Genomic DNA, 26,976 nt, shown 5'->3' with positions numbered 1-26,976 from the left:
TATTCTGACGCTTTCGTGAACGGGGCCGAATGGCAAAAAAGCCGCGTAATATCGCGGCTTTCACGGCCTTCGGCAGCCTCTAGATCGTCACCGCATCGCGGGCTTGGGGAGACATTTGTCTGCCCACAAGCGGAGCCAGCCTGCCGAGATCCTGAACCAGATTGTGGAACTGGTCCGGGAACAGGGACTGAACGCCATCGCCCGTCATGGAGTTGTCCGGATCGGTATGCATTTCAATAATCAGACCGTCTGCCCCTGCCGCCACGGATGCCTTGGACATCGGCTCGACCAGCTCGCGACGGCCCGTTCCGTGCGAAGGATCGGAGATCACGGGCAGATGGCTCAGGCTCTGCAGCGCCGGAATGGCAGCCAGATCCAGCGTATTGCGGGTGTAGGTCTCAAAAGTGCGCACGCCGCGTTCGCACAGCATGACGTCCTTATTGCCGCCGGCCAGAATGTACTCGGCCGCGTTCAGCAGCTCGTCATAGGTGGCGCTGAAGCCGCGCTTGAGCAGCACCGGCCGGCCGCAGGTTCCGAGCTTGCGGAGCAGATCGAAATTCTGCATATTGCGCGTGCCGACCTGAAGAATATCGGCGTGCTCGGCGCAGATATCGACGTATTCGGGCGTCATGACTTCGGTGATGGTGAGCAGTCCGTGACGCCGTCCCGCTTCCTGCATCATGGTCAGTCCTTCCACGCCGACTCCTTGGAAGCTGTACGGACCCGTGCGCGGCTTGAAGGCGCCGCCGCGGAGCACCTGGGCGCCAGAAGCCTTGACCAGCCGGGCGATCTCGTCGATCTGCTCCGGCGATTCGACGGCGCAGGGTCCGCCCATGATGACCAGGTTCCCGCCGCCGATCTTGACGCCCCGGATATCAATGACCGTATCGTCCGGATGGAAATCCCGGCTGGCGAGCTTGTAAGATTTGGAGATCTTCACTACGTTCTCGACCCCCTTCATCTGCCGCAGATGCGCCGCAAGCTGCGGATTCACGCTTCCGATTAGTCCGATAACCGTCCGGTCCGCGCCGCGGGAGACATGCGCCTGAAGCCCTTCCTTCTCAATAACGGAAATGATATCCTGAAGCTGTTCCTCGGGAGTATGATTCGATGTAATGACGATCATTTGCAATCCTTCCTTTCCTTGTACAGGGCTTGGGTTGTATGTAGAACAGTCGCTCAAAGGCTGGAATCCGTGATGATTATTACTTTGCTGCTTTTAAGCTTTTGTGCTTTTATCCACTAAAGTAATTTTACCCGAATTCCTCCCTGCCGTCAACCGGCAAATCAAAAAAGCCGCTCCCGAAGGAGACGGCTTCCCGAATGATAACATTTCAGGCTGTATCGGACGCGGATTTCAGGCTCGGCCTGCGGTCTTGTTCTTCACCGGAGGAAGCAGCTTCGCCATATTTACGGTACGCTTGATCTCCCAGGTCTCCGGCTTCGCAGGGTCGTACTGCTCCAGATAAGCGATGACTTCCTTCGTGATCGGCGTGGGCGTCGAGGCGCCGGACGTCACGGCCACCTTGGAGATTCCCTGCAGCCACTCCGTCTTCAGCTCCGACAGGTCGGCAATCCGGTGCGCCGGCGTGCCGGCAATCTCCTCCGAGACCTGGGCCAGCCGGTTAGAGTTGTTGCTGCGCGGGTCGCCGACGACAATGACCAGATCGGCCTGGCCGGCCTGCTCCGCCACGGCTTCCTGGCGGACCTGCGTCGCCATGCAGATTTCATTGTGCACTTCCGCTCCGGGGAACCGTTCCAGCAGCTTCTTCATGATATGCCGAATGTCCCATTGGCTCATCGTCGTCTGGTTGGTAATGACGATGCTTGAGCCTTCCGGTAGCGACAGCGAGTCGATCTCGTCCTCCCTCTCAATCAGGTGGACGTGATCCGGGGCAATGCCGACCGCGCCCTCGGGCTCGGGATGGCCTTTTTTGCCGATATAGATAATCTCGCAGCCTTCCCCCGTCTTCTCCTTGATCAGATCATGCGTCTTCGTCACATCGGGGCAAGTGGCATCGACGGTCGTCAGACCCTTCTGGCGGGCGATCCGCCGCACTTCGGGAGAAACGCCGTGGGCCGTGAAGATCACCGTCCCGCTCTCCACCTGATCCAGAATATCGAGCCGGTTGTGCCCGTCGAGCGTAACGATGCCTTCGTCTTCAAAGGACTGGGTCACATGGCTGTTGTGGACAATCATGCCCAATATATAAATCGGCCGGGGAAGATCGAGGTTCTGGGCGGCCTGCCGGGCCAGCACCATGGCATCGACGACTCCATAGCAGTATCCCCGGGGAGAAATCTTGATGACTTCCATGCTTCTATCACCGTGCTTTCTGCCTGTTAACGGGCGTAAGAATGAAATCGAATCCGTCCTATTATACCGCTATTCCAGCGGAGGAGCAAAGAGCAGCGGCAGCCAGACGACAAAGGTCGTCCCCTCGCCCTGACGGGTTACCACTTCCACGGAGCCCCCGTGCTCTTCAATGATCCATTTGGCGATCGAGAGCCCCAGGCCGATGCCTTCGGTATTGCCACGTGATTCGTCGGCCCGGTAGAACCGGTCGAAGATATGCGGAACCTCGCTTTTGGCCATTCCGATGCCCGTATCCGCAATTCGCAGCCCGACCTGGTTCTGATACAGCACTGCATCGAACCGGACTTCTCCGGAGGGGGTGTATTTGAAGGCGTTGTCGATAAAAATAAACAGCATTTGCTGCAGGTAATCCTTGTTGCCGACGACATATTTGCCGTTCAGCACCGACAGATCGCCGGCGGACCAATCCGCCTGTCTCGGAAGAAGCGCAGCCCGGCGGGCCACCTCGTTCATCATCGGCTCCAAAGCTACCGGCTCCTTCTCGAACGTCCGTCCGGTGTCTGAACGGGCCAGCGTCAGCATATCGGCCACCAGCCGGGTCATCCGCTGGGCTTCATCCGCAATATCCTGGATCGCCTCGACGGACATTTGGCGGATGTCGGCTTCGCTGAAGCCCCGATCCTTGCCCGGTTCCAGCTCCCAAATCTTGCGGAGCAGGTCGATATTGCCGCGGATCGTCGTCAGCGGCGTCCGCAGCTCGTGCGAGGCGTCGGACACGAACCGCCGCTGTACCGCATAGGCCTCTTCCATGTCTTTGTAGATGCCATCCATCCGCGCCAGCATGCCGTTGACCGTATGGATCAGCCGTCCGATCTCGTCCGGCGGTCCGTCATATTCGATCCGCACGCTGAGATCGTTGCCGGTCTGAATGCTCTCGGCGGCTTCGGTAACCTTGCCGATCGGAGTCATCGACTTGCGGGCCATGAACAGCCCGAAGGTAAAGGCGGCGAGCAGGGTGGCGAAGGACCCTGCAATCAGAATGGTTTTGAGCCGGTGAAGAAGCTTGTCCTGCTCCCCCGTGTAAGAGGCGATCTGAAGCACTCCGACCGGGTTGTTGTTATAGTTCTCGGCGTTGACCGCCACCTGATAAATCAGGAAATGGTAGCCTCCGTACGTCCCCTGGACGAACTGCATTTTGTTCTTCACCTGCTCGCGGCTCGGCACATCAAACTGTAATCCAAGGTCCTGCAGATTGCCGCTAAGCGTCAGCTTGCGGGAATCATAAATATACATCTGCCCGAACATGTACTGCGCGTCCAGCCTGTTATTGAACGACAGATCCAGCGATCCGTCGAAATTGAGCGTGGGCTGCAGAAGCTCGGGCCGCTCGGCCTGCGCCCGCAGCCGGTCCTTCAAATCGCCATAGGTGTTGATATAGAAAAAAACGTAAATCGCACCCGAGAAGACCAGCAGCATGACGGCCAATATTCCCGAATACCAGGCGGTCAGCCGCAACCGGATCGACATGTCAGTTATCTCCTCTTAGGATATAGCCGGCACCGCGGATCGTCTGAATCAGACGCTTGCCCCCATGCTCCTCCGTCTTCTGCCGGAGCATCGCAATGTAGACCTCCAGCACGTTGGATTCCCCGCTGTAGTCATATCCCCAGATCTTATCCATAATGAGATCGCGGGAGAGCACCCGTTTCGGATTCTGCATGAACAGATGCAGCAGCTCGAATTCCTTCGCCGTCAATTCCAGGCGTTTCCCGGCCCGGGTCACTTCGCGGGAATCGACATCCAGCATCAGATCCTCATAGACCAGACCCTGTTCGCCCCCGCCGGCCTGCTCGCTCTTGCGGCGCAGCAGCGCGCGCACCCGCGCAAGCAGCTCTTCGAGCGCAAAGGGCTTGACCAGATAATCGTCCGCTCCGAGATCGAGACCCTTGACCCGGTGCTCCACTTCGTCCTTCGCCGTCAGCATGAGGACCGGAACGCTGCTGCCCCCTTCCCGCAGACGCCGGCATACTTCGAATCCGTCCACCTGCGGCATCATCACGTCCAGAATGACCGCATCGGGCTCGCTGTCCAGCACCGCCCGCAAGCCCTCCGCTCCGTTGGAAGCCGTCTTGACTTCGTAGCCTTCAAAAGCGAGCCCCCGCCGCAGCATGGAAATAATTTTGTCGTCGTCGTCGATAATCAGAATACTCGGTCGCATCGGTGTAGAGCCGCCCCTTTACTCTTCAAGAATTGTCTATATTGTATCATACGAGAGAAGGCGGGAGGGATGCCCCTCCCGCCTCTTCTCCCGTCCCGTCCGCCTGGATTAACGGTTCGAGTTCTGCGAGCTGCCTGTATTGAAGTCGTTCTTGTTGCCGATGGTTACCGGCAGGTCCAGCGATTTGCCGTCCCGGACGACATTCAGCGTAATCTTGTCGCCCACCTTCAGGGTCTGAATATAATCAATCAGATCCTGGCTGGTCGCATATTTCTTGCCGTTCGCCCCGGTGATGATGTCATAAGGGCGAAGGTCGGCGACATAAGCCGGGGACTTATAGATAATCTCGGCCACAACGGAGCCGTCCTTGAGGTTGGTTCCCATCTGGCTGGCCACTTCATCCGTGATCGTCATCAGTGTGGCGCCGATGAACGGCACCGGTTCCTTCGGAATAGCCTGGTTCGACTCCAGCTTATCGACGACTTCCTTGATGGTGTTCACTGCAATGGCGAAGCCGATGCCCTGGGAATCCGTGCTTACCGCCACATTCATCCCGATGACCTGGCCGTCCGCATTCAGCAGCGGGCCGCCGGAGTTCCCGGGGTTAATGGAAGCGTCGGTCTGCAGCAGGTTCTTATAGTTGCGCGTGCCGCTGCCGTCCTCTTCATTAATGTCGATGCTGCGGTCCTTCGCGCTGAGCACGCCTGCCGTTACGGTGTGGTCAAAGCCCTGCGGGTTCCCGATGGCTACCACTTCGGAACCCACCTTGATCGAATCCGAATCGCCGAGCGGTACGGTCGGGAAGTCCGTGCCTTCAATCTTCAGCACAGCCAGATCCAGGTCTTTGCTCTTGCCCAGCAGCTTCGCTTCATACGGCTTGGTTGTTCCGTCAACCGTAACCTGAATGACGTCAGCGCCTTCGATAACATGTTCGTTCGTCAGGATATAGCCGTTGGCATCATAGATGAAACCTGTACCGATCCCATAAGGCGTAAGCTGAGCATCCGAACCAGAGTTGGAATTCGAATTGGATTTTCCGTTATTATTGCGCGAATTACCGCTGCTTCCTCCGAACTGGTCGCCGAAGAAGAATTGGTAGAACGGATCATTGGAATACGGGCTGGACTGGCTGCCGCGCGAACTGCTCTTGACCAGCGTCTCGATCTTGACGACGGCCGGACCAGCCTGATCCACCACGGAAGAGACATCGCCCGAACCCGAGGTCAGGGAAGTGGTCGTCGTGCTGGGGCTTACCTTCGCGCTCTCGTTGGCTGCCTTCGCCGTAGTGGTAGCGACGACTGTCGCCTTGGCGTCGTTTGACGTGAACCAGTTGCCCCGGTCCGCCGCGAACATCGAACCGCCAAGGACGAGCATGCCGGCCAGAAAGGAGAGAACTCCTGTCTTCAAAGCGCTCTTCGGCTTCTTGTTGTTGTACTGCCAGTTGCCGTCCGCTCCGCCGCGTCCGCCCGAGCCGCTGCCTCCGTCGTATCCGCCGCCCGGACGAACCGCCGGACTGAACGAGGAGAGCGGTTTAACCGGCTGCGGCGGAGTGACCTCCACCCGTTCCGGCTCCCGCTCGCTGTCCGCATTCACCGATTTGAAGGGACCGTACGAATAGTAATAGGACGACCCGGGTTCGGCCGAAGCTTCGCTTCCCGCTCCGTCCCGGCTGGTATTGTAATCGCTGCTGCGGTTAGGAGTCTCTTCCCCATTGAATTTGTTGTTGTCTTCCATAATCTATTTCAACCTCCCGCATCTCTGCCGCTTCGCATTTCGCCTGCGGCAGGTGTAAGTTTGTTCCTTTTCTTGTCTTTATAATGGACTTTAAACCTTAAGTCCACATTAAAAACAATTTAAGTGGAGATAAAACATGGCGGGAGCTGCCCCTGTTTCTTCTGTTATTAAAAATAAAAACAGAGCTTTCTCTGCCGAGAAAGCTCTGCTTGGAGCCCATCCATACGGCGTCCCGTTCCAGGCGCCTCGCCTCTGTCTCTATCCCACCCAGCCTTTGCGGTGGGCGTAGATGGCCAGCTGGGTGCGGTCCTCCAGCTCGCATTTCATCAGCAGATTGCTGACATGGGTCTTCACGGTCTTGATGCTGATATGCAGCTCTTCGCCGATATCCTTGTTGCTCTTGCCCTCGGCAATGAGCAGCAGCACTTCCTTCTCGCGCTCGGTCAGGCCCGAGGAATCGCCCTGCACGGTCCGCTGCCGGATGCCGCGGGTCAGCGCCTGCGAGACATCGCCGGTCATGACCGGCATTCCCCGGTAGGCCCCCTGCAGCGCATAGATCAGTTCCTCCGCCGAGACGGTCTTCAGCACATAGCTGACCGCGCCCGCTTCAATGGCATCGACCACAAGGTCATCCTCCAGGAAGCTGGTCAGAATCACGATCTTCAGGCCCGGAAATTCTGCCAGCATGGCCCGGGTGGTCTCCACGCCGTTCATGACCGGCATCATCAGGTCCATCAGCACAAGGTCCGGAAGCTGCTCCTCTCCCCGGCTCCGAAGCAATTCCAGCGCTTCCTTCCCGTTCGCGGCCTCTGCGATTACGTCGAAGCTTGGCTCCAGCATCAGATAGGTCTTCAACCCCATCCGGACCATGTCATGGTCGTCCACCAGCAGAATACGTATGGCGCTCATGAAGTCGCCTCCTCCATCGAGTATTTCGGTATATGTACGCGGATTGTCGTGCCTGCCCCGGACCGGCTGATGATCTCGACCTGGCCGCCGAGCTTCTCGGCTCGCTCCCGCATCGTGCTGAGCCCGTATGAGCCCTGCTTCTGTCCTCCAAGCTCGAAGCCCTGGCCGTCGTCGCTGATGCTCAGCGCCACCTGGCGCGGCGTCTCGCGGAGAGACAGGCTGACCAGCCTCGCCTCGGCATGCTTGACGATATTGGCCATGGCCTCCTGGATAATCAGGAAGAGCTGATACTCAATCGCCTCGGACAAGCCCCCCTGAAGCTCCAGCTCCTTGATGCCTTTCAGCCCGTTCTGTCGGCAGTAGTCCGGGAACCATTTCTCCAGCGCCTCATACAGATTGCGGCCTTCGAGTTCCACCGGACGAAGCTGGGCGATCAGGGCCCGCATCTGCTTCTGCGCCATCTGCGACATCGTAATCAGCTGGCCCATGACTGTACGGCCCTGCGCCGGGTTGACTTCCAGCACCTTCGGCAGCGAGGAGGCCGACATGTGGATGGCGAACAGCTGCTGGCTGACGGTGTCGTGCAGATCCCGCGCCATCCGGCGGCGCTCCTCCAGCACGGCGCTCTCCGTCGCCTTCTCCTTCTCGATTACATCCTGCTCGCCGAGGCGCTGCAGGAGCTTCATTTTATTCTCGACCGTATCCATCATCATATTGAACTCATGGTAGACGCGGGCAAACGAAGGGTCGTCGCTGTCCGGCATGCGGACCGAGAGATTTCCCTTCGCCACCTGAAGCATATTGAGGTCCAGATGGTCGATCCGGCGCTGGATGCGCTGGACCGCCATATAGCCGATGACAACCGTGAACAGCACAATCGAGGCGGTGAGATAGACCCACATCCGGTAATCCGCGACCCGGATGTACCCGAAGCAGGTGCCTGCATACATCAGCAGAGCTGTCATACTGCCCGAAATCAGGAAGTACAGAAGCAGCACCCATTTCGTATTCTTAAGCATCGTCCCCATGTCTCACCCCACCGTTTTGACCTTAATGTCGCCGATAAAAGCGCTGATGTTGATCTTGAGCCGGCGGCCCGCCTCCTTGTAGTACGGCGTCTTGAATTGTACGCTGCTCATGAATCCGCTTCGGGCCTGCTCGAGCACCTCCATATCTCCGATAAACGAGCTGCTGTTGACCGAAATGCCAAGATCCATATCGTCGGGAATGTAGATCTTCAGATCGCCGATAAAAGCGCTGATGTTGATCTTCGTCTCCCCGTATGGAATCTGCGCATTCGTCAGATCCAGCACGGTATCTCCGATAAATTGGGAGATATTCGTATGCTTCAGCTGGAAATACTCCCGGCCCAGATGCACATCACCAATGAACGTGGACCGGTTGGTCGAATGCTCGTTGTCGTGCGAACTGTGACCGCCCCCGTGTCTCCCGCGTTCTTCCCAGGTGCGGCGATGCCGTTCCGCCTGTTCCCGGCGGCGCTCCATGTGCCGTTCGTGGCGTTCTTCCCGGCGGCGCTGGTGCCGGTCCCGGGAGCCATGATCGCCGTAAAAGTCCTCTTCGTCCCGATCCTCGCTGTCATCGGTCTCCCTCCGGCGCGGCGCAGAGGCCAGCGACGGTCCGAAATTGCCGGCGGCACCCGGATCGGCAGCATTCTGCGCGCCGAGGGTTGTCCCCTGTCCGTCTGAAGAGTCCGCTCCCGGTCCGCCCAGCTTGCCGAACTTGCGCTCGAACTCCTCGTCGAGCGTCGATGCCAGCGGCGCGGCCGGCGGCACTTCAGGTCCGGCGGATGAGCCGGAGGCCGGCTCGTAGAACGACGGGCCCTGCGGCGGAGCCGGCGGTACCGGAGGCACCGGAGGAGCCGGAGGGTCGTTTCGGCGGGGCCGCAGAATGACGCTCAGTCCGCCGATAATCAGTGCGGCGGGGAGCAGCATTTTGACCAAATCCCCAAAAGTAAGAGCAAACCACTCCAGGTTATTCCCGAGGAAGAATACGCCGAGTCCGGTGCAGATCAGGGCGCTGAACATGGAACCTGCACCTTGGCGGCCCTCCAGGACCCCCAGGATCTGCTGCACGCCCCACAAAATTAAGATGGCCGGCCAGAAATTCGCGAACAGTTCTCCTATTGAAAAATCTATATATCCCAGTTGGCGGGCCAGAAACAGAGCCCCGACTCCGATCAGGACCAGACCGCCAAACGCTTGGCTGGATGCTCTTCTCTTCATGCCTCATGTCTCCTTCTGCCATATTGTAACACACTCACTGGCTTTATGAATTCAGTTTAACGGAAAGTCCGGTGACCCGACAGCGGCGGCGGAATGAATGCGGACTCGGTCCAGGGACCGAGAACGACGGGGGAAACGGGAGGGCCCAAGCTTTCTTGGCACAGCCTGCCTTCCGATCCGTTCCATGTCCACGCAAAAACACCTGCGTCCTTGTGGACGCAGGTGCCTTCGGACCGCATAAGTCGGCGGAAGCTCCTTATTTGGACGGCTTCATTGCCGGTTTGGCGGCAGCCTTCGTTGCGCCGTCGTTCTCTACGGCAAACTCGGCGTTGTACTTCTCGTTCGGTGTCTGGTAGTTCTCCTGGACTTTCGGTTTCTTGGCCATGGATGGTCACCTCCCTCGACATGTAGTATGGGAAGGAGCCAGTCCAATTATGCGGCGCTGAACCTGCAGGAGCCTGCCGGATTCCGGAAGCCCGTCAGATCAGCTCATCGAGCTTGGACTGCGGGACAAAGTCATACGTGCGGATCGTTCTGGCCAGGTCGCGGAGCATGGCTTCAGAGCATTTGCCGCTGCCGCGGCGGATAAGCTGCACCTCGACCTTCTTCTTGCCCCATTCGTTATAAACCTGCTTCGTGGTGGCAAAATAAAGATCGATCTTCTGTCCCTTGATCGCCGACCCCGTGTCCGCGACGACGGCATAGCCGTATCCCGGGATATACAGAATGCTTCCGAGCGGCAACACCTTCGGGTCTGCCGCTATGGTGGAGACGGCATTCTTGTCCCGGCGAACCTTGACGCCGGAATACGTAATTCCGTATTCGGGATGGTTCGGCCGTTTGCCCGTCGATTCATACCCGGCGGTATATCCGGTCGCCGTAACCGTGAACGTCCGGATGATCTGCTCCGGCTCCGGAGCCGACACCGGAATGGCCGGATCGGCCGTTCTCAGCCGCTCGGCTGCCTGGAGCCGGGCCTGCTCTTCGGCCTTGGCCTGCGCCGCTTCCGCAGCGGCCCGTGCCGCTTCGCGGTATTCCGCCCGGCGTCCGACGCCCCGTTCAGGCGCCGCATCATCCGCTGCGGCGGCAACGGCAATGCGGGGCGGATCGCCCTCGATTGCGCGGCCGAGCGCAGGTTGTTCCTTATGCATCAAGAAGAACGCGACCGCCACAGTGACGAGTGCGCACCAAATTCGTGATCCAGATCGAAATGAAATCATGTCATTACCTCCCCCTTACTAGCGAGGGTTTCCCGATCTGGAACATTTTATACCCGAATTAGTGAAACAAGCGTCCCGCGTCAAAAAGCCGCGCCGTCCCGTTAGGACAGACGCGGCGGTATCAGGTACAGCGATATATCGCTACGGGCAGATCACCGTCAGATCGTACGGTTGGCTACTTCTTCGGTCAGCAGGCCCAGCACTTCATCGAGCGATTTCGCGCCGATGTCGCCTTCTCCGCGCTTGCGGACCGAGACGGTGCCGGAGGATTTCTCGTTCTCGCCGACGATGAACATATACGGCAGCTTCTCAAGCTGGCCTTCGCGGATTTTGTAGCCGAGCTTCTCGTTGCGCAGATCCGCTTCCGCGCGGAGACCGCGGCGGCGAAGCTGGTCCACAACTTCGTTCGCATAGTCGTCGAACGCGTTCGATACCGGGATAACCTTGACCTGCTGCGGCGACAGCCACAGCGGCAGAGCGCCGGCGAAGTTCTCCAGCAGGAAGGCCACGAACCGTTCCATCGTTCCCAGAATCCCGCGGTGCAGCACGACCGGACGGTGCTTCTGACCGTCTTCACCGACATATTCCAGCTCGAATTTCTCCGGCAGCAGGAAGTCGATCTGTACGGTCGAGAGCGTCTCTTCCTTGCCCAGGACGGTCTTGATCTGCACGTCCAGCTTCGGACCGTAGAACGCCGCTTCGCCTTCCGCCTCATAGAACGGCAGGCCGGCTTCTTCTACAACTTCGCGCAGCATGCGCTGGGCCGTCGTCCACATCTCGTCGTTCTGGTAGTATTTCTCCGTGTCCTGCGGATCCCGGTAGGACAGGCGGAACCGGTAATCATGGATGCCGAAGTCGCTGTAGACCTGCTTGATCAGCTCCAGCACGCGGGTGAATTCGCCCTTGATCTGGTCGAGGCGGCAGAAGATATGCGAGTCGTTCAGAGTCATCGAGCGTACGCGGTGCAGACCCGTAAGCGCGCCGGACATTTCATAGCGGTGCTGGATACCCAGCTCGGCGATGCGGATCGGCAGGTCCCGGTAGCTGTGCATGCTGCTCTTGTAGATCATCATATGATGCGGGCAGTTCATCGGCCGAAGCACGAACTCCTCCGTATCAATCGTCATCTTCGGGAACATGTCTTCCTGATAGTGATCCCAGTGGCCGGAAGTCTTGTACAGCTCCACGTTGCCCAGTACCGGCGTGTAGACATGCTGGTAGCCGAGGCTTGCTTCCAGATCCACGATATAGCGTTCCAGAATGCTGCGGAGCTTCGCACCCTTCGGCAGCCAGATCGGCAGACCCTGGCCTACTAATTGATTGAAGGTAAAGATCTCCAGCTCCTTGCCGAGACGCCGGTGATCGCGCTTCTTCGCTTCTTCCAGAAGGCGCAGATGCTCGTCCAGCTGGGCTTTCTTCAGCCAGGCGGTGCCGTAGACACGCTGGAGCATTTTGTTCTTCGCATCCCCGCGCCAGTACGCTCCGGCTACGCTCATCAGCTTGAAGACCTTGATCTTACCGGTTGACGGCACATGCGGCCCGCGGCAGAGATCGAAGAACTCGCCCTGCTCGTAGATCGTGATCGGTTGGCCGTCGGGCAGCGCTTCAATCAGTTCTTTCTTATAAGGGTCGCCAAGCTCGCTGAAGATGGCCAGCGCCTCTTCCCGGCTGACTTCCTTGCGGACGATCGGCAGGTTCTCGGATACGATGCGCTCCATTTCCTTCTCGATCTTCAGCAGATCTTCGGGATTCAGCGGATGATCCAGATTTATATCATAATAGAACCCGTCCTCGATGACCGGACCGACCCCGAAGAAGACTTCCTTCTGGCCGAACAGACGTCTGACGGCCTGGGCCATCAGGTGGGCGGTGCTGTGACGCATCACGTCCAGCCCTTCCTTGGAATCAAGCGTTACAATTTCCACCAGGTCGCCTTCACCCACCTGCGCGGACAGATCGACCAGAATGCCGTTCAGCTTGCCCGCCGCGGCGTTCTTGCGCAGACCGCTGCTGATCGACGCTGCGACATCGTCAATCGTACTGCCCTCTGCGTATTCCCGGACCGAGCCGTCCGGAAGCTTGATGCTTACTGCCATGTTCATATCCTCCTTCTCATCTTGGAAACAACAAAAAACGCCCGTCCCGCAAAGGGACGAGCGTCAGATCACCCGTGGTTCCACCCAAATTCGATTGCCGCCGGAGGCGGAAATCCTTCATCAGCATGGGGTAACGGCCATGGACCGGCGGTTCTTACTGGTTCACTCCAGGCCTCGCGCCTTGAAGGAACGTTGGGAGCCGCAGCTACAAAGGGGTAAACCGAAGCCGGGATTCCGGAGGAAATTGCAGCGTAACTTTCCTCTCTCTGTACGGTCCGTGTACATTCGGTTCATATCTTTGTCGTTGCTTTTGGCATGAGTAATTATAATTCCGAATGCTTCCGGGAGTCAAGCCGTAAGGCGTGCGCCGCCGCCCGGTTCGTCCGGTCATTACGCTTCATTCGTCTTCGGACGCTGCGCGTCCGGGCAAGCGGCCCGCCCGTTTCAAGCTTTCCCGCAGCAGGTACTCAATATGCCCGTTGACACTGCGGAATTCTTCGGCCGCCCATCGCTCAAGCGCAGCATGCAGCTCCGGATCGATGCGCAGCGGGAAGTTCTTCTTGGCCGCCATTAGGGTCTGACCCCTTAGTAGAGCGAGCCGGCGTTAATGACCGGGCTCGCCCCGCGCTCGGATACAATGGCCACCATCAGATTGTTAATCATGGCCGCCTTGCGCTCTTCATCCAGATCGACTACGCCGCTCTCCTTGAGCTGCTTGATCGCCATATCCACCATGCCGACCGCTCCTTCCACAATAATCTGCCGGGCCGAGAGAATCGCCGATGCCTGCTGGCGCTGCAGCATGGTGCTGGCAATCTCGGTGGAGTAAGCCAGATGCGTCAGACGGGCTTCCAGCACCACTACCCCCGCCATGGACAACCGGTCCTGAAGCTCTGTCGTAAGCTGACGGGCAATCTCATCGGAATTGGCGCGCAGCGACAGCCCGGTCTCATTGAAATTGTCGTACGGGTATTTGCTCGCTACATGGCGCAGCGCCGTCTCGCTCTGAATCTCCACGAATCCCCGGTAGTTGTCCACGTCGAACAGCGCCTTGGCCGAATCGACGACCCGGAATACCACGACGGCTGCAATTTCGATCGGATTCCCCTCGACATCGTTCACCTTCAGCTTGACGCTGTTGAAGTTGCGCACCCGCAGCGATACGGTCTTCCGCAGACTGAGCGGAATAACCGCCCAGAGTCCGCTCTTATTGATGGTTCCGACGTATTTCCCGAAGAACGTTACGACCTCCGCTTTATTCGGCTGGACAATCGTGATGCCTGTCAGCAGCAGACCAGCCAGAAGAAATAAAAGGGCAGGAACTGCGACATACTCCTTCACCGGCCCCAGGTAAATCCCCGCCCCGCACAACAGCACAACCAGCCCAATGACCCAAAAGCCGTTAATCGGGTGCAAAATCCGTTCCTTCATCTTCATCAGCACTCCTTCAAAGTGGATATGTATTTGATATATTCATGATATCACTTTTGGTAACTGATGTAAATGAGTTTTATCCAAAACAAGCCGCCTCCCCATCGTCCTGATGGGAAGGCAGCCTGCGGGGTTAACCTGTATGCCGCCCTATGCACGAACGCTGAACGCTTAGGTCTCGTTCTTCGTCACGCCGTTCAGGCTGGGCGGATAATCGGCCGCCTTCAAGCTGTTCAGCATCTGCGGCTCCTCCAGAATGCTGGATCGGTTCTGCTGGCTGTCCTTGACGTCGGCCTTGTTGTCGGCCCGGTCCAGCTTGGGGTCGGGATTGGTCTTGTGCATGGATTTCACCTCCGTTGTACGGCTAGTATCGTCCATCCGAAATCATTGTTATGCTTGAACGCTGGTTCGTACAAATATATCTTTTATAACTTACTCCCTTTCTGACATGCGGGTATAATTAATTTACATCTGATAAGGAGCGAAATAATGATGAAGCAAGCGACCATACTAATAAGCGGATTAATACTCTTACTGATAAGCGGATGTTCCACGACACCTAGCAATGACACTAAAACTGGCGAAAAGTTTACCGCCCTTCGGCAATCGGAGTTGACCATTTTACAAGATCAAATGCACCATGCAGACTCCTTCTCTTCAGCGCAATCCATAGATGATTATCAAATCCGCGCGGAGATTGGGTTAGATCAGGAAAATAACGATTTAAGGATCGTTTACAATGTGATTGTGGACCATCCCAAGGTCGCAATGGATGATGTGGTTGTCAGTTTTCTCTTAGAGGACAAAATGAATGTAAAATTAATAACAAATGATGTTTTTTTTACGAACCTGAATGGTGACGTCAAGACGCTCAGCGATTTGTCCCCTGACGGAGAACTAAAAGGAACTACGGCTTTTCGCGCTTTTATCATTGATCCGAAAGCTATCGACCAGGAATTTTTGAACCTCTACCAAAGGATATATGTCCATATTGTGTGGAATAACTCGGAGGGAGTTAAAGAAAGCCAATTCATCGCTGTTACCGGGGAAACTTCTAAAGAGTTGGTTGATTTTCTCACGGAGAGCATGAAACCACATGCGATCGCTCCGTCTCCCGCTGTAAAATCAGCTCTATAAATAACGGCTAAGCCCCAAGCAGAAACAGGGCCTCCATTACGGACGCCCTGTTTCTGTATAACCTGGTTCTGAATAGTCCAGTCCTAATTCTGCATCACAAAATCATGCTCCACCTTCGCGTTCACATCGTCGAACACGCGAAGAATATCGTAGCGCGTATTCCGCTGCGCCGGAACCTTGCCCGCCGCCCGGATAATATCCAGCGTCTCCTGAATATTGACCTTGTGCGTAGCGCCTGCGGAGGAGACGACATTCTCCTCGATCATCGTGCTGCCGAAATCGTTACAGCCGTACTGAAGCGACAGCCGGCCGATCTCCGGTCCCATCGTCACCCAGGAGGACTGGAAGTTCTTGATATTATCCAGCACAAGCCGGCTGATCGCCACCGTCTTGAGGTACTCTTCCGGCGACTGCCGTTCCAGCTTCAGATTCGTATTGTCAGGCTGGAAGGTCCAGGAGATGAACGCCAGGAAGCCTTCCGAATTATAGTTGCCGGCAATGCATTCATCCTGCGCCTCCCGCACGCGCAGCAGGTGAAGCGCCCGTTCTTCCAAGCTCTCGCCGAGACCGATCACCATGGTCGCGGTCGTATTCATGCCGATCCGGTGAGCGGTCCGCATCACTTCCATCCAGTCCCGCCAGGAGCCCTTGAGCCGGCTGATCCGGCGACGGGTGCGGTCGTCCAGAATCTCGGCGCCGCCGCCGGGCAGCGAATCCAGACCGGCGGCGTGAATCTGGCTCAGCGTCTCTTCCAGCGTAAGCCCGGAGAGCTCCTTCATCTTCATAATCTCCGCAGGCGAGAACGAGTGCATCGTAATGTCCGGGAACCGGGATTTGATATTCCGAAGCAGATCCGTGTAGTAACTGAACGGCAGATTCGGATTCGTTCCGCCCTGCATCAGAATCTCCGTACCGTTCACCGCGATGGTCTCCCGGATCTTCTGATAGATCGTCTCATCGGGCAGCACGTATCCTTCGGGAGAGCCCGGACGCCGATAGAACGCACAGAACCGGCAGTAGACATCGCAGACATTCGTATAGTTGACATTCCGCCCGATGACAAAGGTTGCCAGCGGGTCCGGATGCCAGCGCTTCATTATAACGTCTGCCGCCGCCCCCATTTTCTCAATCTCGTTGCTCTCGAACAGCGTTATCGTATCTTCCAGCCCCAAGCGGTCGCCCCGCAGCGCCTTCTCCAGAATCGAATCAATTGCACTCACTCTTGTGTCCTCCCCATGACCGGCCGCGGAGCCCATTCACGCAAATTTGCGATATTCCGGACCGTATTGATTCTATCATCGTACCACAAACCGGACGGGTTGAAAAAGCCCCGGACGCTTCCGTCCGGGGTTAATCCTTCCTATTCCCCGGCACTTATGCTTTCGGGGAACAAGGGCTATAGCGTCGGCTCCTGCGCTTCCACTTCCGCACGGGCCGCATCCAGCGCACGCGAGAGGTCGGCGATCAAGTCGTCGATATGCTCGATTCCGACGGAGAAGCGCAGGAGCCGGTCATCGACGCCGACCGCATCGCGAATCTCCGCCGGGATGTCGGCATGGGTCTGCACAGCCGGATAAGTCATCAGCGACTCGACGCCTCCGAGACTCTCGGCAAAAGCGATCAGCCGGATATGCCGCAGGACCGGCTCGACATACCGGGCATCCTTCACCTTGAACGAGAAGATGCCGGTGTTGCCGCTCGCCTGGCGCTTCTGAATCTCGTGGCCCGGATGCTCCGGCAGGCCGGGATGGAACACCTCGGCAATCGCTTCATGGGTCTGAAGGAAGCGGGCAATCGCCAGCGAGTTGAACTCATGGCGTTCCATCCGCAGCGCCAGCGTCTTCATGCCGCGCATCAGCTGATAGCTATCCGCCGGCGAGAGGACCGCGCCGATGGAGTTATGCAGCACCGCCATTTCCTCCGAGAGCGCATGGCCCTTCGTCATGATAAGTCCGGCCAAGACGTCGTTGTGGCCGCCGAGATACTTGGTCGCGCTGTGGGTCACAATATCCGCGCCGAGTTCGATCGGGCGCTGGAAGAACGGCGTCATCAGCGTATTGTCCACGATGGTCAGCAGGCCGTGCCGCTTGGCCCATGTACAGACCGCCTCAATGTCCGTAATCATCATCAGCGGGTTCGTCGGCGTCTCGATGAAGACCGCCTTCGTATTCTCCCGGCGCGCGGCTTCCAGCTCATCCGGGTTGTTCGTGTCCACATAGGAAGCCGCTACCCCGAACCGCTTCATGATCCGCTCCAGCATCCGGTATGTACCGCCGTAGAGATCCAGCGATACAATGAGATGATCGCCCTGGCTGAAGAGCGCAAAGATCGTCTGCAGCGCAGCCATCCCGGAGCTGCAGGCAAAGGCGGCGTCCGCCCCTTCCAGCTCTGCCGCCGAGCGCTCCAGAACCGAACGCGTCGGATTCTTCGTCCGGATATAATCAAAGCCGGTGCTCTGTCCGAGCCGCGGATGCCGGTAGGCGGTGGAATGATAGATCGGAGCGTTCACTGCGCCCGTCGCCGGGTCTTCCATGGAGCCGATTTGAGCCAGACGGCTCTCGATTCTGAATTTTCCTTCCATTATTATCCCTCCGTCTTTTAGATCATTGGACCGATGTCGTAAGGCGTCTCCTGATAGACATAATAATTCAGCCAGTTCGAGAACAGCAGGTTGGCGTGGGCGCGCCATACCGCGGGCGGCGTCTGCGCCGGGTCATCGTTCGGGTAATAATGCTTCGGCAGGGCAATGTCCAGCCCCTTGGCCGCATCGCGGTCGTACTCCCACTTCAGCGACAGCGGATCATACTCGGAGTGGCCGGTTACGAAGATCTGCCGTCCGTCCTCCGTCGCGACCAGGTAAATGCCCGCTTCTTCGGATTCCGCCAGAATCCGAAGCTCCGGCGTCTTCTCGATGTCCTCCCGGGAGACGTCCGTGTGCCGGGAATGCGGCACATAGAACTGTTCATCAAAGCCGCGCAGCAGCTTGACATGGCCGGAGACCGGGCGGTGCGGGAACACGCCGAAGCATTTGTCCGGAAGGCTCACCTTGCGGACCCCGAAATGATGGTACAATCCCGCCTGGGCGGCCCAACAGATATGCATGGTCGACGTGACATTTGCCTTGCTCCAGTCCAGAATCTCGGTCAGCTCTTCCCAGTAATTCACTTCTTCGAATTCCAGCTGCTCCACCGGCGCTCCGGTAATAATCAGACCGTCCAGCCGGCGGTCGCTGATCTCGTCGAAGGTCTTGTAGAAGCTGCGGAGATGCTCGGCCGATGTATTCTTCGACGTATGCGAGCGGGGGTGCAGCAGCGTTACATCCACCTGCAGCGGAGAGTTGCCGACCAGACGCAGGAGTTGCGTCTCCGTGGTCTCCTTGGTAGGCATCAGATTCAGAATGGCAATCCGCAGAGGACGGATATCCTGGTGATAGGCCTGGCTCTCGTCCATTACAAAAATGTTCTCTCCGCTCAGGACTTCCTTCGCGGGCAAGCTGTCGGGCACTTTGATCGGCATGATGCTATCCTCTCTCCTTCTGTTCCTGTATAAAATAAAAAACCTTTCCCGCACGCGAGAAAGGTCATATCCATTAGCCATATGATGCTCTCTCATCTGCCAGACTACGCTTCCAGCGTATCTGCAAGAATTAGCACCGTGCGCTTCGCGCCGGTTGCCGGGTTTCATCGGGCCAGTCCCTCCACCTGCTCTTGATAAGATTTTGCAAATATTCAGTTGAAATTCTTTAAAAATTACTTTAAATCATGCACCCTCGATTCGTCAAGCCCATACCCTGATTGCAGGCCCCTGAAAGTCCTGAAACTGACAACATTTATTCTTGTAAGGCGTCAGGGCGGGCGTTATACTAAACAAGTATTTGAACCTGAAGACCCAGAAGAGGTGAGACGAAGAATGGAAGGCGACCCGAGCAAGCGCAGCAGCGCCGAGCAGGAGCAACAACCGCACAGGATTACGATCAGCTTGCCGGCCGCGGGAGCGTTTCTTCTTCGCGCCCTTGTACGGTCTCAGTGACCAGCCTACCGGCTGTTGGAGATGGCCGGCTGCTGATTTTTTCTCTGTGCTTTCATTAGCAGGTCCCTGGGAACACTAGGGGCGAGAAGGAGGAAATCAGATGAAAATTCGGCTGGTGAACACGGGAGTCTTCACGCCCGTCGACGACCTGGAAATGACCCTTACCCCTCCGGCAGAGGGATTCTACTGGATAGATGCCGACGTCGAGGATCTCGGCGTGCTTCAACCTTTATTCAATTTGCATGATCTGGCCGTGGAGGACTGCCTCAGCGACGAGGAGCAGCGGCCGAAGATCGAGATTTACGAGAGCCATTATTTTATCGTAGTCAACAGCATCCGGTTCGACGATGAAGAAATCTTCCTGCGGGCGCTCAACATGTTCCTCGGGCGGCATTATATCATTACCGTTACGAAGCAGAAGATCAACGAGCTGCGCATTCTGAAGCCTATTCTTTGGGAACAGGAAGTCAGCGAACCCGACCGTTTCCTCTATCTGCTGACCGACCTGGTCGTCGACAACTATTTCGCCGTCGGCGACCGGATCGAAGCCCGCATCGAGAAGCTGGAAGAGGACATTCTGATGCACACCAAGAAGAGCCACTTAAGCGAAATTATCGGTCTGCGAAGCGAAATTCTCTGGCTGAAGAAAATGCTGGGACCTCAGAAGGAAGTTATCAATACCCTGAATAAGAAAGACCTTCGCCTGATTGACGACCAGCTTCAGAAATACTTCAGCGATATTTACGAGAATGCGGTCAAGGTCTATGAAACGTTCGAAACCTACCGCGACCTGATGGGCAACCTTCGAGAAGCCTACCAGTCCAGTATTGCGAACCGCGCGAACGAAATCATGCGCGTGTTCACCGCTATAACCACCATATTCATGCCGCTCACTGTAATTACCGGAATCTACGGCATGAACTTCGACAACATCCCGGAGACGCATTCCCGGTACGGGTATTACGGCGTCATTGCCGTCATGATTACACTGGGCTGCGCCATGCTGTATGTCTTCCGCAAGAAAGAATGGCTGTAGTCCCCGACATGCAAGGTGAAGTGCACCCCTTAGAATCGACATTGGAAGAACCCTTGGTTATTCCGATGAAATCTAAGGGGTGTATTTTTTATGGCGAGATAGAGTAAAGAAGATTTTATGGGTTAAGCTTTATTTTCTCCTCATTCTGTTCATTCCATTTAATTGTTATAACAATGTCCTCACCTTTTGGTGGTAGTGAATCGGTTGAAATGGAAGGTGAAATGGTATTAGTAGGAAAGATTGAACTGTTTTTGTTAGAGAATAAAGTTCCACTTAATTGAGATACTGAACCCGGGCTTTCAATGTCATAGGATATGCTATAAATCTGCTCATCTTGATTCAACGGAGTTATATAACATTGAAGGAGATACTTTGATTCTGAATTGGATTCCTTGATCATATATTCAGCGTTCCAATGGGCACTACTCCCTTGTAATTTTAGTACTTCCTTTTGATTTATATCTGTTTTTTTGCTACAACCTGAAAAAGCCATTATTGTTAATGCGAGTAGTAAGAGTAAACACCATTTTAAAATCTTCATATTCTTTTTCCTCCTATTTTTAGGAATATTATACCCTGTTTTACTTTTTGAAAATGATGAACTTGCCTGCGTAGGCGGTACAAGAATACATTAGGACAACGGAAAGACCGTAATTTCTACAGTTGCAGAGATTACGGCCTTTTTTGTCTGGAGAACCCGTTGGTAATACTTTCATATAAAATCCAGTACACATCTCACGCCCTAACCACGACATGCTGCCAAAGGTTGGCGTCCAAATCAGCATGTCTCGCCGGGCAACTGCCTGGACAACGCCTCCAATGGGGCTTGACCAAAGCGGACAGGGGCTTCGCATTTCAGGACGGCGGAGCAGCGCCCGGTCCCTGTTCTCTCTTCCTACATCCCCGAGGCGGCACCGGAGCTCTCCGCTCCGGGCGTCTGCTCACGGCGGACAATGATCCGCAGCAGGCGCAGACGCTCATAGTAGAGATCAAGTCCGCCTTCAGGCGCGAACCCCTGTCCGTATACCTGATGAAGCACCGGCTTCAGGAAAGTGGTGCCCAGGGCGCGGAAGGCTCCCAGCACCGCTTCGCATTCCGCCTGCGGCATCGGCTCCAGCTCCCGGTCCAGAAGGGGATCTATAAGATAGCCCTCCCGCTCCAGCTCCTCCAGCGCTTCGATAACTTCGCGGCGGGTGCAGGAGGAATCGGCGGCCAGTGCGGCAATGCCGCTGCCGTCGGCAATTCCCTGCAGCAGACTCCGGCGGAGCCGCATCTGCTCCAGCTGCTTGCGGTACTTCTCTTCCCGCCGCTTGTACATCCAGCAGGCAAAAGCGTCGTCCGCCACCTCCTCCGCTACCCAGTCCAGCGGAAAGCCGCGTTCCCGCTCCGCCGCGCCCGTAATGGCCAGCAGTTCGGGACCGTACTGGGCGGCCTTGGCTTCTCCGACGCCGGGAATCTGCAGCAGCTCCTCCTGCGTTCGGGGAAGAAAAGCGCTCAGCAGCTTCAACAGCCGGTTGCTGGCCAGCAGATACGGAGCCTTGCGCTCCGCACCCGACCTGCGGCGGCGCCAGCCGCAGAGTTCTTCATAGATCCTCTCATCGGCATACTGCTCGCTGTAATATTGAAGCTTCAGCTGCTCCCGGGTTCGGGCCGCGAAGGTCTCTTCCTCGTGAAAGACGCCGCCGATAATCGGACGGTACCCCTCGCCCATTCTCGCCGCCAGCTCCTGTCGGTAGACGCCCAGCAGCTCGTTCCAGGAGCCGCCTTCATACCAGAGAAGGTCGTCATCCTTCTCGTCCGCGTCGCAAGAACGCCAGCCCAGACGCCATACGCCTTCTTCTTCGCCGATCCACAGCACGGCGGAAGCCTCCTCCGTGTCATCGATCCATTTGGTCAGCCGGTTCATAAATACAATCTGCATCCTCAATCTTCTCCTCTCCGTTACAACGGGACGGTCAGTACGGCTTCCCGGGCCAAGACAGCACAAAAGCGCCTCCTCCACGTTGAACGTGAAAGAGGCGCTTCCTCATGGCCGAACACCTATACTGTTATTTCCTACAATACCAGATAATTGCGTTCTGTCAATTCTTTTCTGCGGCCATCCGGGCGAGCGCGAGCGCGCCGGCCAGACCGGCATTGTCTCCGAGTCCGGGCGGAACCACGTAGCGGTCAATTCCGTCCTTGAGCGAAGTGTGCTGCACATAACCGGCGAGCAGCTCTTGCAATTGGGTGCGGATCAGCGGGAACAGATGGCTCTGCTTCATGACCCCGCCGCCCATCACGATGCGCTGCGGGGACAGAACCAGCACATAATTCATCAGGGCATGGGCCAGGTAATGGGCCTCCATCTCCCAGGCCGGGTGCCCGGCCTCAAGCTCGGCAGCCGGCTTGCCCCAGCGCGCTCCGATGGCCGGTCCGGCGGCTACGCCCTCCAGGCAGTCTCCGTGGTACGGACAGAATCCTTCGTAACGGTCATCCGGATGACGCCGCACATAGATATGGCCCATCTCCGGGTGCGAAAGTCCGTGAATCAGCTCGCCGTGAACCACGGCTCCTGCACCGATGCCGGTTCCAACCGTAATGTAGAGGCAGCTCTCCAGGCCCTGGGCCGCTCCCCACAGCGATTCGCCGAGCGCGGCTCCGTTCACATCCGTGTCGAAGCCGACCGGCACATTCAGCTCTGCACGCACCGCCCCGACCAGATTATAACCGCCCCAATGCGGTTTGGGGGTCGTCGTAATATACCCGTAAGTCGGGCTTCCCGGAACCGGGTCAATCGGCCCGAACGAACCGATACCGACCGCTTCAACCGCTTTGTCCCTGAAGTATTCGAACACCAGAGCCATCGTCTCTTCCGGCGTCGTTGTCGGAAAGCTCGCTCTCTCCAGTATCGTTCCGTCTTCATAACCGATCCCGCACACAAACTTGGTGCCTCCGGCTTCAATCGCTCCCAGCAGCTTCAAGCGCAATTCCTCCCCGATGCATTCCAGTGGCATCTGACAATTGATTTCCGCTCCATTATAAACCGCTTTCCCGGGAGGGACAACCGGCCGGCCAGGGCTGCTTTGGGCCGGGTGCTGCGGTCCGCTCAGGCGAACGGATTGAATCCGGAATCGTCCGGTAGCAGAATCTCCACGATGCCTTCCTCGTCGGCCGATTCCTCCCGGGCGGCTGCGATCAGGTACATGAGACTGCCGAATTCCAGCTCCTGGAATTTGCGGGCCGCCGACTCCCGCTGAACGGCCCACTGGCACTCGGCCAGTGTGCAGACGACCGGGACATCGCGGCGAATCTCCGCCAGCTCGCGCGAGAGATGGAGCATGTCGAGGTCGGCTTCGATCTTGGCGCGAACCCCTTTGGGCAGCTGCGGCAGGTTCTCGATAACGCCTTCCACGCTGCCGAACTCGGTCAGCAGCTTCAGCGCCGTCTTCTCCCCGATCCCGCGAACGCCGGGATAGTTGTCGCTGGCGTCGCCCATGAAGCCCTTCAGATCAATGATCTGGGCGGGCGTCAGCCCTTTTTCCTCAAGCAGAACGTCCCGGTCGTAGACCTTGTAATTGCCGCGGCCCTTCTTCATAATAATAACCCGGACCCGCTCGTCCACCAGCTGGAGCATGTCATGGTCCCCGGTCAGAATGTAGACGTCGGCATCCCCGCCGAAGCAGCCCGCCAGCGTCCCGATGCAATCGTCGGCTTCATAGCCGGCCAGCCCGATATTGGGCACGCCGAGCTCCGCCACAACCTCCTTCGCGAGATCGAACTGCGGAATCAGCTCCAGCGGCGGCTCGGAGCGGTTGGACTTGTAGCCGTCGAACTTCTCGGTGCGGAACGTCCCCTTGCCCATATCCCAGCAGCAGACGACATGGCTCGGCTCGAACTGGCTGACCGCGTCAAAAAAATACTGCAGGAACCCGTAGACCGCATTGGTCGGCAGTCCTGCCTTGGTTTTGCGGATATACCCGCCGTAGGCAGTGGCATAATACGCCCGGAAGAGCAGCGCCATTCCATCCACAATCAGAACGCGGCCTCCCGCCGCGGCGCTTGTTCCCATTCGCTATCCCTCCTGTCCCCAGATCTGCTCGTATTCTTCCTCGCGGAAGCCTACCGTGACCGCATCGCCGCTGCAGACCACCGGACGCTTGATGAGCATCCCGTTGCCCGCCAGCAGCTCCAGCTGCTCCGGCTCGCCGAGATTCGGCAGCACCTCCTTGAGGTTCTCCCGCTTATAGACCTCGCCGCTCGTATTGAACCACTTGCGGAGCGCAAGACCGCTCAGCGACGTCATTTCCTTCAATTCCGCCACGCCCGGCGGCTGCTCGGCGATGTTCACCAGCGTCAGCTCATGCCCGTGCGCCTTCAGCCACTTAATTGCCTTGCGGCAGGTGCTGCAGGGCGGATAATGATACACTTTCAGTTGTGCCATGCGGATTCTCCTCCACTTTCTTTCTTCCAAAATCAAGGACGCCGGTCGTCTCCGGCGTCCTTCTCTCTCCCCGAGAGGCGCGCTTCCAGCGCCGCCATATCCGGCGGCAGCGGCGCCTCGAAGACCATCCGGCTGCCGAGCGCCGGATGCGTCAGCGCCAGGCGGGCGGCATGCAGCGCCTGGCGGCCGATGGCCGCGTCCAGCGCCCGCACGGCGGCGCAGTCTCCGGCTTCGCCGCCGTGCGCCTCAGGTGCGGCGCCCTCTGCCGCGGCTTCCGCCGCAGCCGCAGAGGCTGCCCCGCCCGCATCCGGCAGCTCCGCCCGTTCCGCCCGTCCGTAGCACGGATGCCGGTACATCCGGTCGCCGATCAGCGGCGCGCCCGCCGCGCTCAGATGCACGCGGATCTGATGCGTGCGTCCCGTGAGCAGCGTCAGCTCCACCGCCGCTCCGGCGGCGAAGCGTTCCCGGACTGCGTACCGGGTCAGGGACGGATAGCCGTCCGGCGTAACGATCCGCCGGTGCGGCTCCAGCGGGTCCCGGTCGATCGGGCCATCCAGCTCGCCCGCATCCGGCAGCGCCGTGCCGTGGACGAAGGCCAGATAGGACTTGTCCACGGTTCCCGCCAGCATTTGCTCCGAAATCTGCTGGTGACTGTACGGATTCTTGGCGATGGCAAGTACGCCGGACGTCTCCTGGTCCAGCCGGTGAACCGGCCGGAAGCGGTACCGCTGGCCCCGCTCGGCCCAGTAATGGACCACGCCGTTGGCCAGCGTGTCCGTGTAATGTCCGTGCGTCGGATGTACGATCAGCCCCGCCGGCTTGTTGACCACCAGCAGATGGTCGTCTTCGTACAGAATGTCGAACGGAATCGGCTGGGGCATGATGTCGTCCGACGTCTCCGTCTCCATCCGCAGCTCCACCACATCTCCCGTCTTGACGGAGACGCTGATGTAGACCCGTTCGCCGTTCAGCATAATCCCTCGCTCGGTCAGCTTGAGCCGGGACAGCAGCTTCCGCGAAATATTCATGCGCTTGTGGAGAACGGTCTTCAGAGTCAGCCCGTCGTCCGCTTCCGGGATCGTATAGACGATCGGGTCATAGTAGGAATTGTCCATTGTCAGTTGCGGAACACCCGGCTTCCTCTTACATATTCTACATCGGCTACTCCCGACCGCACATTCGCCGTTCGGGCGGCGGCAAAGAAATAATCGGACAGCCGGTTGAGATACCGGATCGACTCCGGCGGGACAGCCGTCTCCCGGGCCAGCGTAATCGTGCGCCGCTCCGCCCGGCGGCAGACCGTCCGGCAGACATGTAGCGTGCTGGAAAGCAGGGTTCCTCCAGGCAGAATGAATTTCTCAAGCGGCGGATTCTCCGCCTGCAGCGCGTCGATCCATTTCTCCAGCCGTTCCACCAGAGCGGACGTGACTTTGGGCGTCATGCCGCTGTCTTCCGGTTTCGCATAGGCGAGATCCGACCCGCAGTCGAACAGCTCATGCTGGATCTCCAGCAGCTGCTCCCGAAGATCGGCAAAGTGTTCGGAATCCGCCAGACTGTGCGCCTGACCGACCAGGCTGTTCAGTTCGTCGATGGTGCCGTACGCTTCCACTCTGGCATCATCCTTGGAGACGCGGCCGCCGATTACGGACGTCTCGCCCCGGTCGCCGGAACGTGTATATATGGCCATCTTCGTCTTCCTCCCGTCATTTCCTAAGACTTCTCTTACTTTATCATATCCGCCGCCGGTTGTAAGGCGGGGTCTTCTTTCCAGCGCTTCTCCCGGATGGGCCTTTAGCGCAAAACATCCCCGCAAGGCAGGGTACGACCGGCTCAAAAGCCGTTCCCCCGCCAGCGGGGATTCAAGGATAGCAGGAGGAGGCGCCGGGAACATTACTTCCGGCGCAGCCTCATATATTCATTAATCTTCAGATCCAGCATACCGCTGGCCCGAACCACCTTATCGGCAGTCAGGGATTGTTCTTGGATATACAACTGTTCCATCCGGCTGCGCAGCAGCAGAATTTCATCTTCCAGAGACAGATTCGGCAAAGCGGACCTGCCGCAGTCGGCGGAGCCGTCCCCCGCCGTGTACCACGGTCCGCTTATGCGGCTGTAATCATAAGCATCCGGCATCTCGATCCCTCCAGCTTATCCAGTTATCGGTTCAAAAGCCTTAAAATTCA

At 57.7% G+C, this 26,976-nt stretch carries 27 protein-coding genes and 1 riboswitch; of the genes, 2 read left to right on the top strand and 25 right to left on the bottom strand.

Annotation, left to right across the window (positions count from 1 at the left end; translation table 11 throughout):
- Positions 1 to 79 precede the first annotated feature (79 nt).
- From aroF to RBI05_RS00305, 14 genes are all read right to left on the bottom strand, one after another.
- Positions 80 to 1,126 carry a 3-deoxy-7-phosphoheptulonate synthase gene (aroF, locus tag RBI05_RS00370; RefSeq protein ID WP_310549734.1) on the bottom strand — a complete coding sequence of 349 codons (1,047 nt, stop codon included), beginning with the start codon at positions 1,124 to 1,126 and terminating at the stop codon, positions 80 to 82.
- A gap of 231 nt (positions 1,127 to 1,357) precedes the next feature.
- The gene (locus RBI05_RS00365; RefSeq protein WP_310549733.1) at positions 1,358 to 2,317 is read right to left on the bottom strand and encodes a 4-hydroxy-3-methylbut-2-enyl diphosphate reductase; all 960 of its coding nucleotides are present in this window, start codon (positions 2,315 to 2,317) and stop codon (positions 1,358 to 1,360) included.
- A 69-nt stretch (positions 2,318 to 2,386) separates the two neighbouring features.
- Complete coding sequence (locus RBI05_RS00360; RefSeq protein WP_310549732.1) at positions 2,387 to 3,844, bottom strand: sensor histidine kinase; 1,458 nt, start codon at positions 3,842 to 3,844, stop codon at positions 2,387 to 2,389.
- 1 nt (position 3,845) lies between these two features.
- On the bottom strand, positions 3,846 to 4,535 hold the full coding sequence (locus tag RBI05_RS00355) for a response regulator transcription factor (protein WP_150459069.1): 690 nt from the start codon (positions 4,533 to 4,535) through the stop codon (positions 3,846 to 3,848).
- A 108-nt stretch (positions 4,536 to 4,643) separates the two neighbouring features.
- Positions 4,644 to 6,269 (bottom strand): S1C family serine protease, encoded by a 1,626-nt coding sequence (locus RBI05_RS00350; protein ID WP_310549731.1) that lies wholly within the window; start codon positions 6,267 to 6,269, stop codon positions 4,644 to 4,646.
- Between the two features lie 258 nt (positions 6,270 to 6,527).
- Positions 6,528 to 7,178 (bottom strand): response regulator, encoded by a 651-nt coding sequence (locus tag RBI05_RS00345; RefSeq protein ID WP_150459067.1) that lies wholly within the window; start codon positions 7,176 to 7,178, stop codon positions 6,528 to 6,530.
- Entirely contained in the window at positions 7,175 to 8,206 is a 1,032-nt protein-coding gene (locus RBI05_RS00340) for a sensor histidine kinase (RefSeq protein ID WP_150459066.1), read from the bottom strand. Before RBI05_RS00340 ends, RBI05_RS00345 begins: the two co-directional genes overlap by 4 nt.
- 3 nt (positions 8,207 to 8,209) lie before the next feature.
- On the bottom strand, positions 8,210 to 9,421 hold the full coding sequence (gene liaF / locus RBI05_RS00335; protein WP_310549730.1) for a cell wall-active antibiotics response protein LiaF: 1,212 nt from the start codon (positions 9,419 to 9,421) through the stop codon (positions 8,210 to 8,212).
- A gap of 256 nt (positions 9,422 to 9,677) precedes the next feature.
- Positions 9,678 to 9,806 carry a hypothetical protein gene (locus RBI05_RS00330; RefSeq protein WP_263406134.1) on the bottom strand — a complete coding sequence of 43 codons (129 nt, stop codon included), beginning with the start codon at positions 9,804 to 9,806 and terminating at the stop codon, positions 9,678 to 9,680.
- A gap of 94 nt (positions 9,807 to 9,900) precedes the next feature.
- Positions 9,901 to 10,641 carry a 3D domain-containing protein gene (locus RBI05_RS00325; protein ID WP_191089604.1) on the bottom strand — a complete coding sequence of 247 codons (741 nt, stop codon included), beginning with the start codon at positions 10,639 to 10,641 and terminating at the stop codon, positions 9,901 to 9,903.
- A gap of 158 nt (positions 10,642 to 10,799) precedes the next feature.
- A complete protein-coding gene (gene thrS / locus RBI05_RS00320) occupies positions 10,800 to 12,737 on the bottom strand; it encodes a threonine--tRNA ligase (RefSeq protein ID WP_310549729.1) in 1,938 nt (645 codons plus the stop codon).
- A gap of 397 nt (positions 12,738 to 13,134) precedes the next feature.
- On the bottom strand, positions 13,135 to 13,308 hold the full coding sequence (locus tag RBI05_RS00315; protein WP_150459064.1) for a toxin-antitoxin system HicB family antitoxin: 174 nt from the start codon (positions 13,306 to 13,308) through the stop codon (positions 13,135 to 13,137).
- Positions 13,309 to 13,322: 14 nt separating this feature from the next.
- Positions 13,323 to 14,168, bottom strand: coding sequence for an SPFH domain-containing protein (locus RBI05_RS00310; RefSeq protein WP_150459063.1), 846 nt, complete (start codon positions 14,166 to 14,168; stop codon positions 13,323 to 13,325).
- 171 nt (positions 14,169 to 14,339) lie between these two features.
- On the bottom strand, positions 14,340 to 14,510 hold the full coding sequence (locus tag RBI05_RS00305; protein ID WP_191089603.1) for a hypothetical protein: 171 nt from the start codon (positions 14,508 to 14,510) through the stop codon (positions 14,340 to 14,342).
- 147 nt (positions 14,511 to 14,657) lie between these two features.
- Between RBI05_RS00305 and RBI05_RS00300 the strand changes: the two genes are divergently transcribed.
- Positions 14,658 to 15,305: a hypothetical protein gene (locus tag RBI05_RS00300; RefSeq protein ID WP_310549728.1), complete on the top strand. Its 648-nt coding sequence runs from the start codon at positions 14,658 to 14,660 to the stop codon at positions 15,303 to 15,305.
- 83 nt (positions 15,306 to 15,388) lie between these two features.
- On the opposite strand, the gene mqnC is transcribed toward RBI05_RS00300, so the two are convergent.
- From mqnC to metA, 3 genes are all read right to left on the bottom strand, one after another.
- A complete protein-coding gene (gene mqnC / locus RBI05_RS00295) occupies positions 15,389 to 16,525 on the bottom strand; it encodes a cyclic dehypoxanthinyl futalosine synthase (RefSeq protein WP_310549727.1) in 1,137 nt (378 codons plus the stop codon).
- Positions 16,526 to 16,701: 176 nt separating this feature from the next.
- The gene (locus RBI05_RS00290) at positions 16,702 to 17,886 is read right to left on the bottom strand and encodes an aminotransferase class I/II-fold pyridoxal phosphate-dependent enzyme (protein WP_310549726.1); all 1,185 of its coding nucleotides are present in this window, start codon (positions 17,884 to 17,886) and stop codon (positions 16,702 to 16,704) included.
- Between the two features lie 17 nt (positions 17,887 to 17,903).
- Positions 17,904 to 18,821: a homoserine O-acetyltransferase MetA gene (gene metA, locus RBI05_RS00285; protein ID WP_150457633.1), complete on the bottom strand. Its 918-nt coding sequence runs from the start codon at positions 18,819 to 18,821 to the stop codon at positions 17,904 to 17,906.
- Positions 18,822 to 18,910: 89 nt separating this feature from the next.
- Positions 18,911 to 19,022, bottom strand: a riboswitch (SAM riboswitch).
- 412 nt (positions 19,023 to 19,434) lie between these two features.
- Here metA and corA point away from each other — a divergent pair.
- Complete coding sequence (gene corA / locus RBI05_RS00280; protein WP_310549725.1) at positions 19,435 to 20,370, top strand: magnesium/cobalt transporter CorA; 936 nt, start codon at positions 19,435 to 19,437, stop codon at positions 20,368 to 20,370.
- 115 nt (positions 20,371 to 20,485) lie between these two features.
- Here corA and RBI05_RS00275 read toward each other — a convergent pair whose 3' ends face one another.
- From RBI05_RS00275 to RBI05_RS00240, 8 genes are all read right to left on the bottom strand, one after another.
- The gene (locus RBI05_RS00275) at positions 20,486 to 20,911 is read right to left on the bottom strand and encodes a hypothetical protein (protein ID WP_150457635.1); all 426 of its coding nucleotides are present in this window, start codon (positions 20,909 to 20,911) and stop codon (positions 20,486 to 20,488) included.
- Positions 20,912 to 21,265: 354 nt separating this feature from the next.
- The gene (locus RBI05_RS00270) at positions 21,266 to 22,291 is read right to left on the bottom strand and encodes an HRDC domain-containing protein (RefSeq protein WP_310549724.1); all 1,026 of its coding nucleotides are present in this window, start codon (positions 22,289 to 22,291) and stop codon (positions 21,266 to 21,268) included.
- A 160-nt stretch (positions 22,292 to 22,451) separates the two neighbouring features.
- A complete protein-coding gene (locus RBI05_RS00265; RefSeq protein WP_310549723.1) occupies positions 22,452 to 23,333 on the bottom strand; it encodes an ROK family protein in 882 nt (293 codons plus the stop codon).
- A gap of 125 nt (positions 23,334 to 23,458) precedes the next feature.
- A complete protein-coding gene (locus RBI05_RS00260) occupies positions 23,459 to 24,421 on the bottom strand; it encodes a 5'-3' exonuclease (protein ID WP_310549722.1) in 963 nt (320 codons plus the stop codon).
- A 3-nt stretch (positions 24,422 to 24,424) separates the two neighbouring features.
- Positions 24,425 to 24,793, bottom strand: coding sequence for an arsenate reductase family protein (locus tag RBI05_RS00255; protein ID WP_310549721.1), 369 nt, complete (start codon positions 24,791 to 24,793; stop codon positions 24,425 to 24,427).
- A 32-nt stretch (positions 24,794 to 24,825) separates the two neighbouring features.
- Entirely contained in the window at positions 24,826 to 25,908 is a 1,083-nt protein-coding gene (locus RBI05_RS00250) for an RluA family pseudouridine synthase (RefSeq protein WP_310549720.1), read from the bottom strand.
- Between the two features lie 2 nt (positions 25,909 to 25,910).
- Positions 25,911 to 26,480 carry a cob(I)yrinic acid a,c-diamide adenosyltransferase gene (locus RBI05_RS00245; RefSeq protein ID WP_310549719.1) on the bottom strand — a complete coding sequence of 190 codons (570 nt, stop codon included), beginning with the start codon at positions 26,478 to 26,480 and terminating at the stop codon, positions 25,911 to 25,913.
- Positions 26,481 to 26,683: 203 nt separating this feature from the next.
- Positions 26,684 to 26,926, bottom strand: a complete 243-nt coding sequence (locus RBI05_RS00240) for an aspartyl-phosphate phosphatase Spo0E family protein (protein ID WP_150457642.1) — start codon at positions 26,924 to 26,926, stop codon at positions 26,684 to 26,686.
- Positions 26,927 to 26,976 lie beyond the last annotated feature (50 nt).

This window comes from Paenibacillus glufosinatiresistens (genome assembly GCF_031470375.1).
Classification (GTDB): domain Bacteria; phylum Bacillota; class Bacilli; order Paenibacillales; family Paenibacillaceae; genus Paenibacillus_AQ; species Paenibacillus_AQ glufosinatiresistens.
This window is presented reverse-complemented; position numbering and strand designations above follow the sequence as displayed.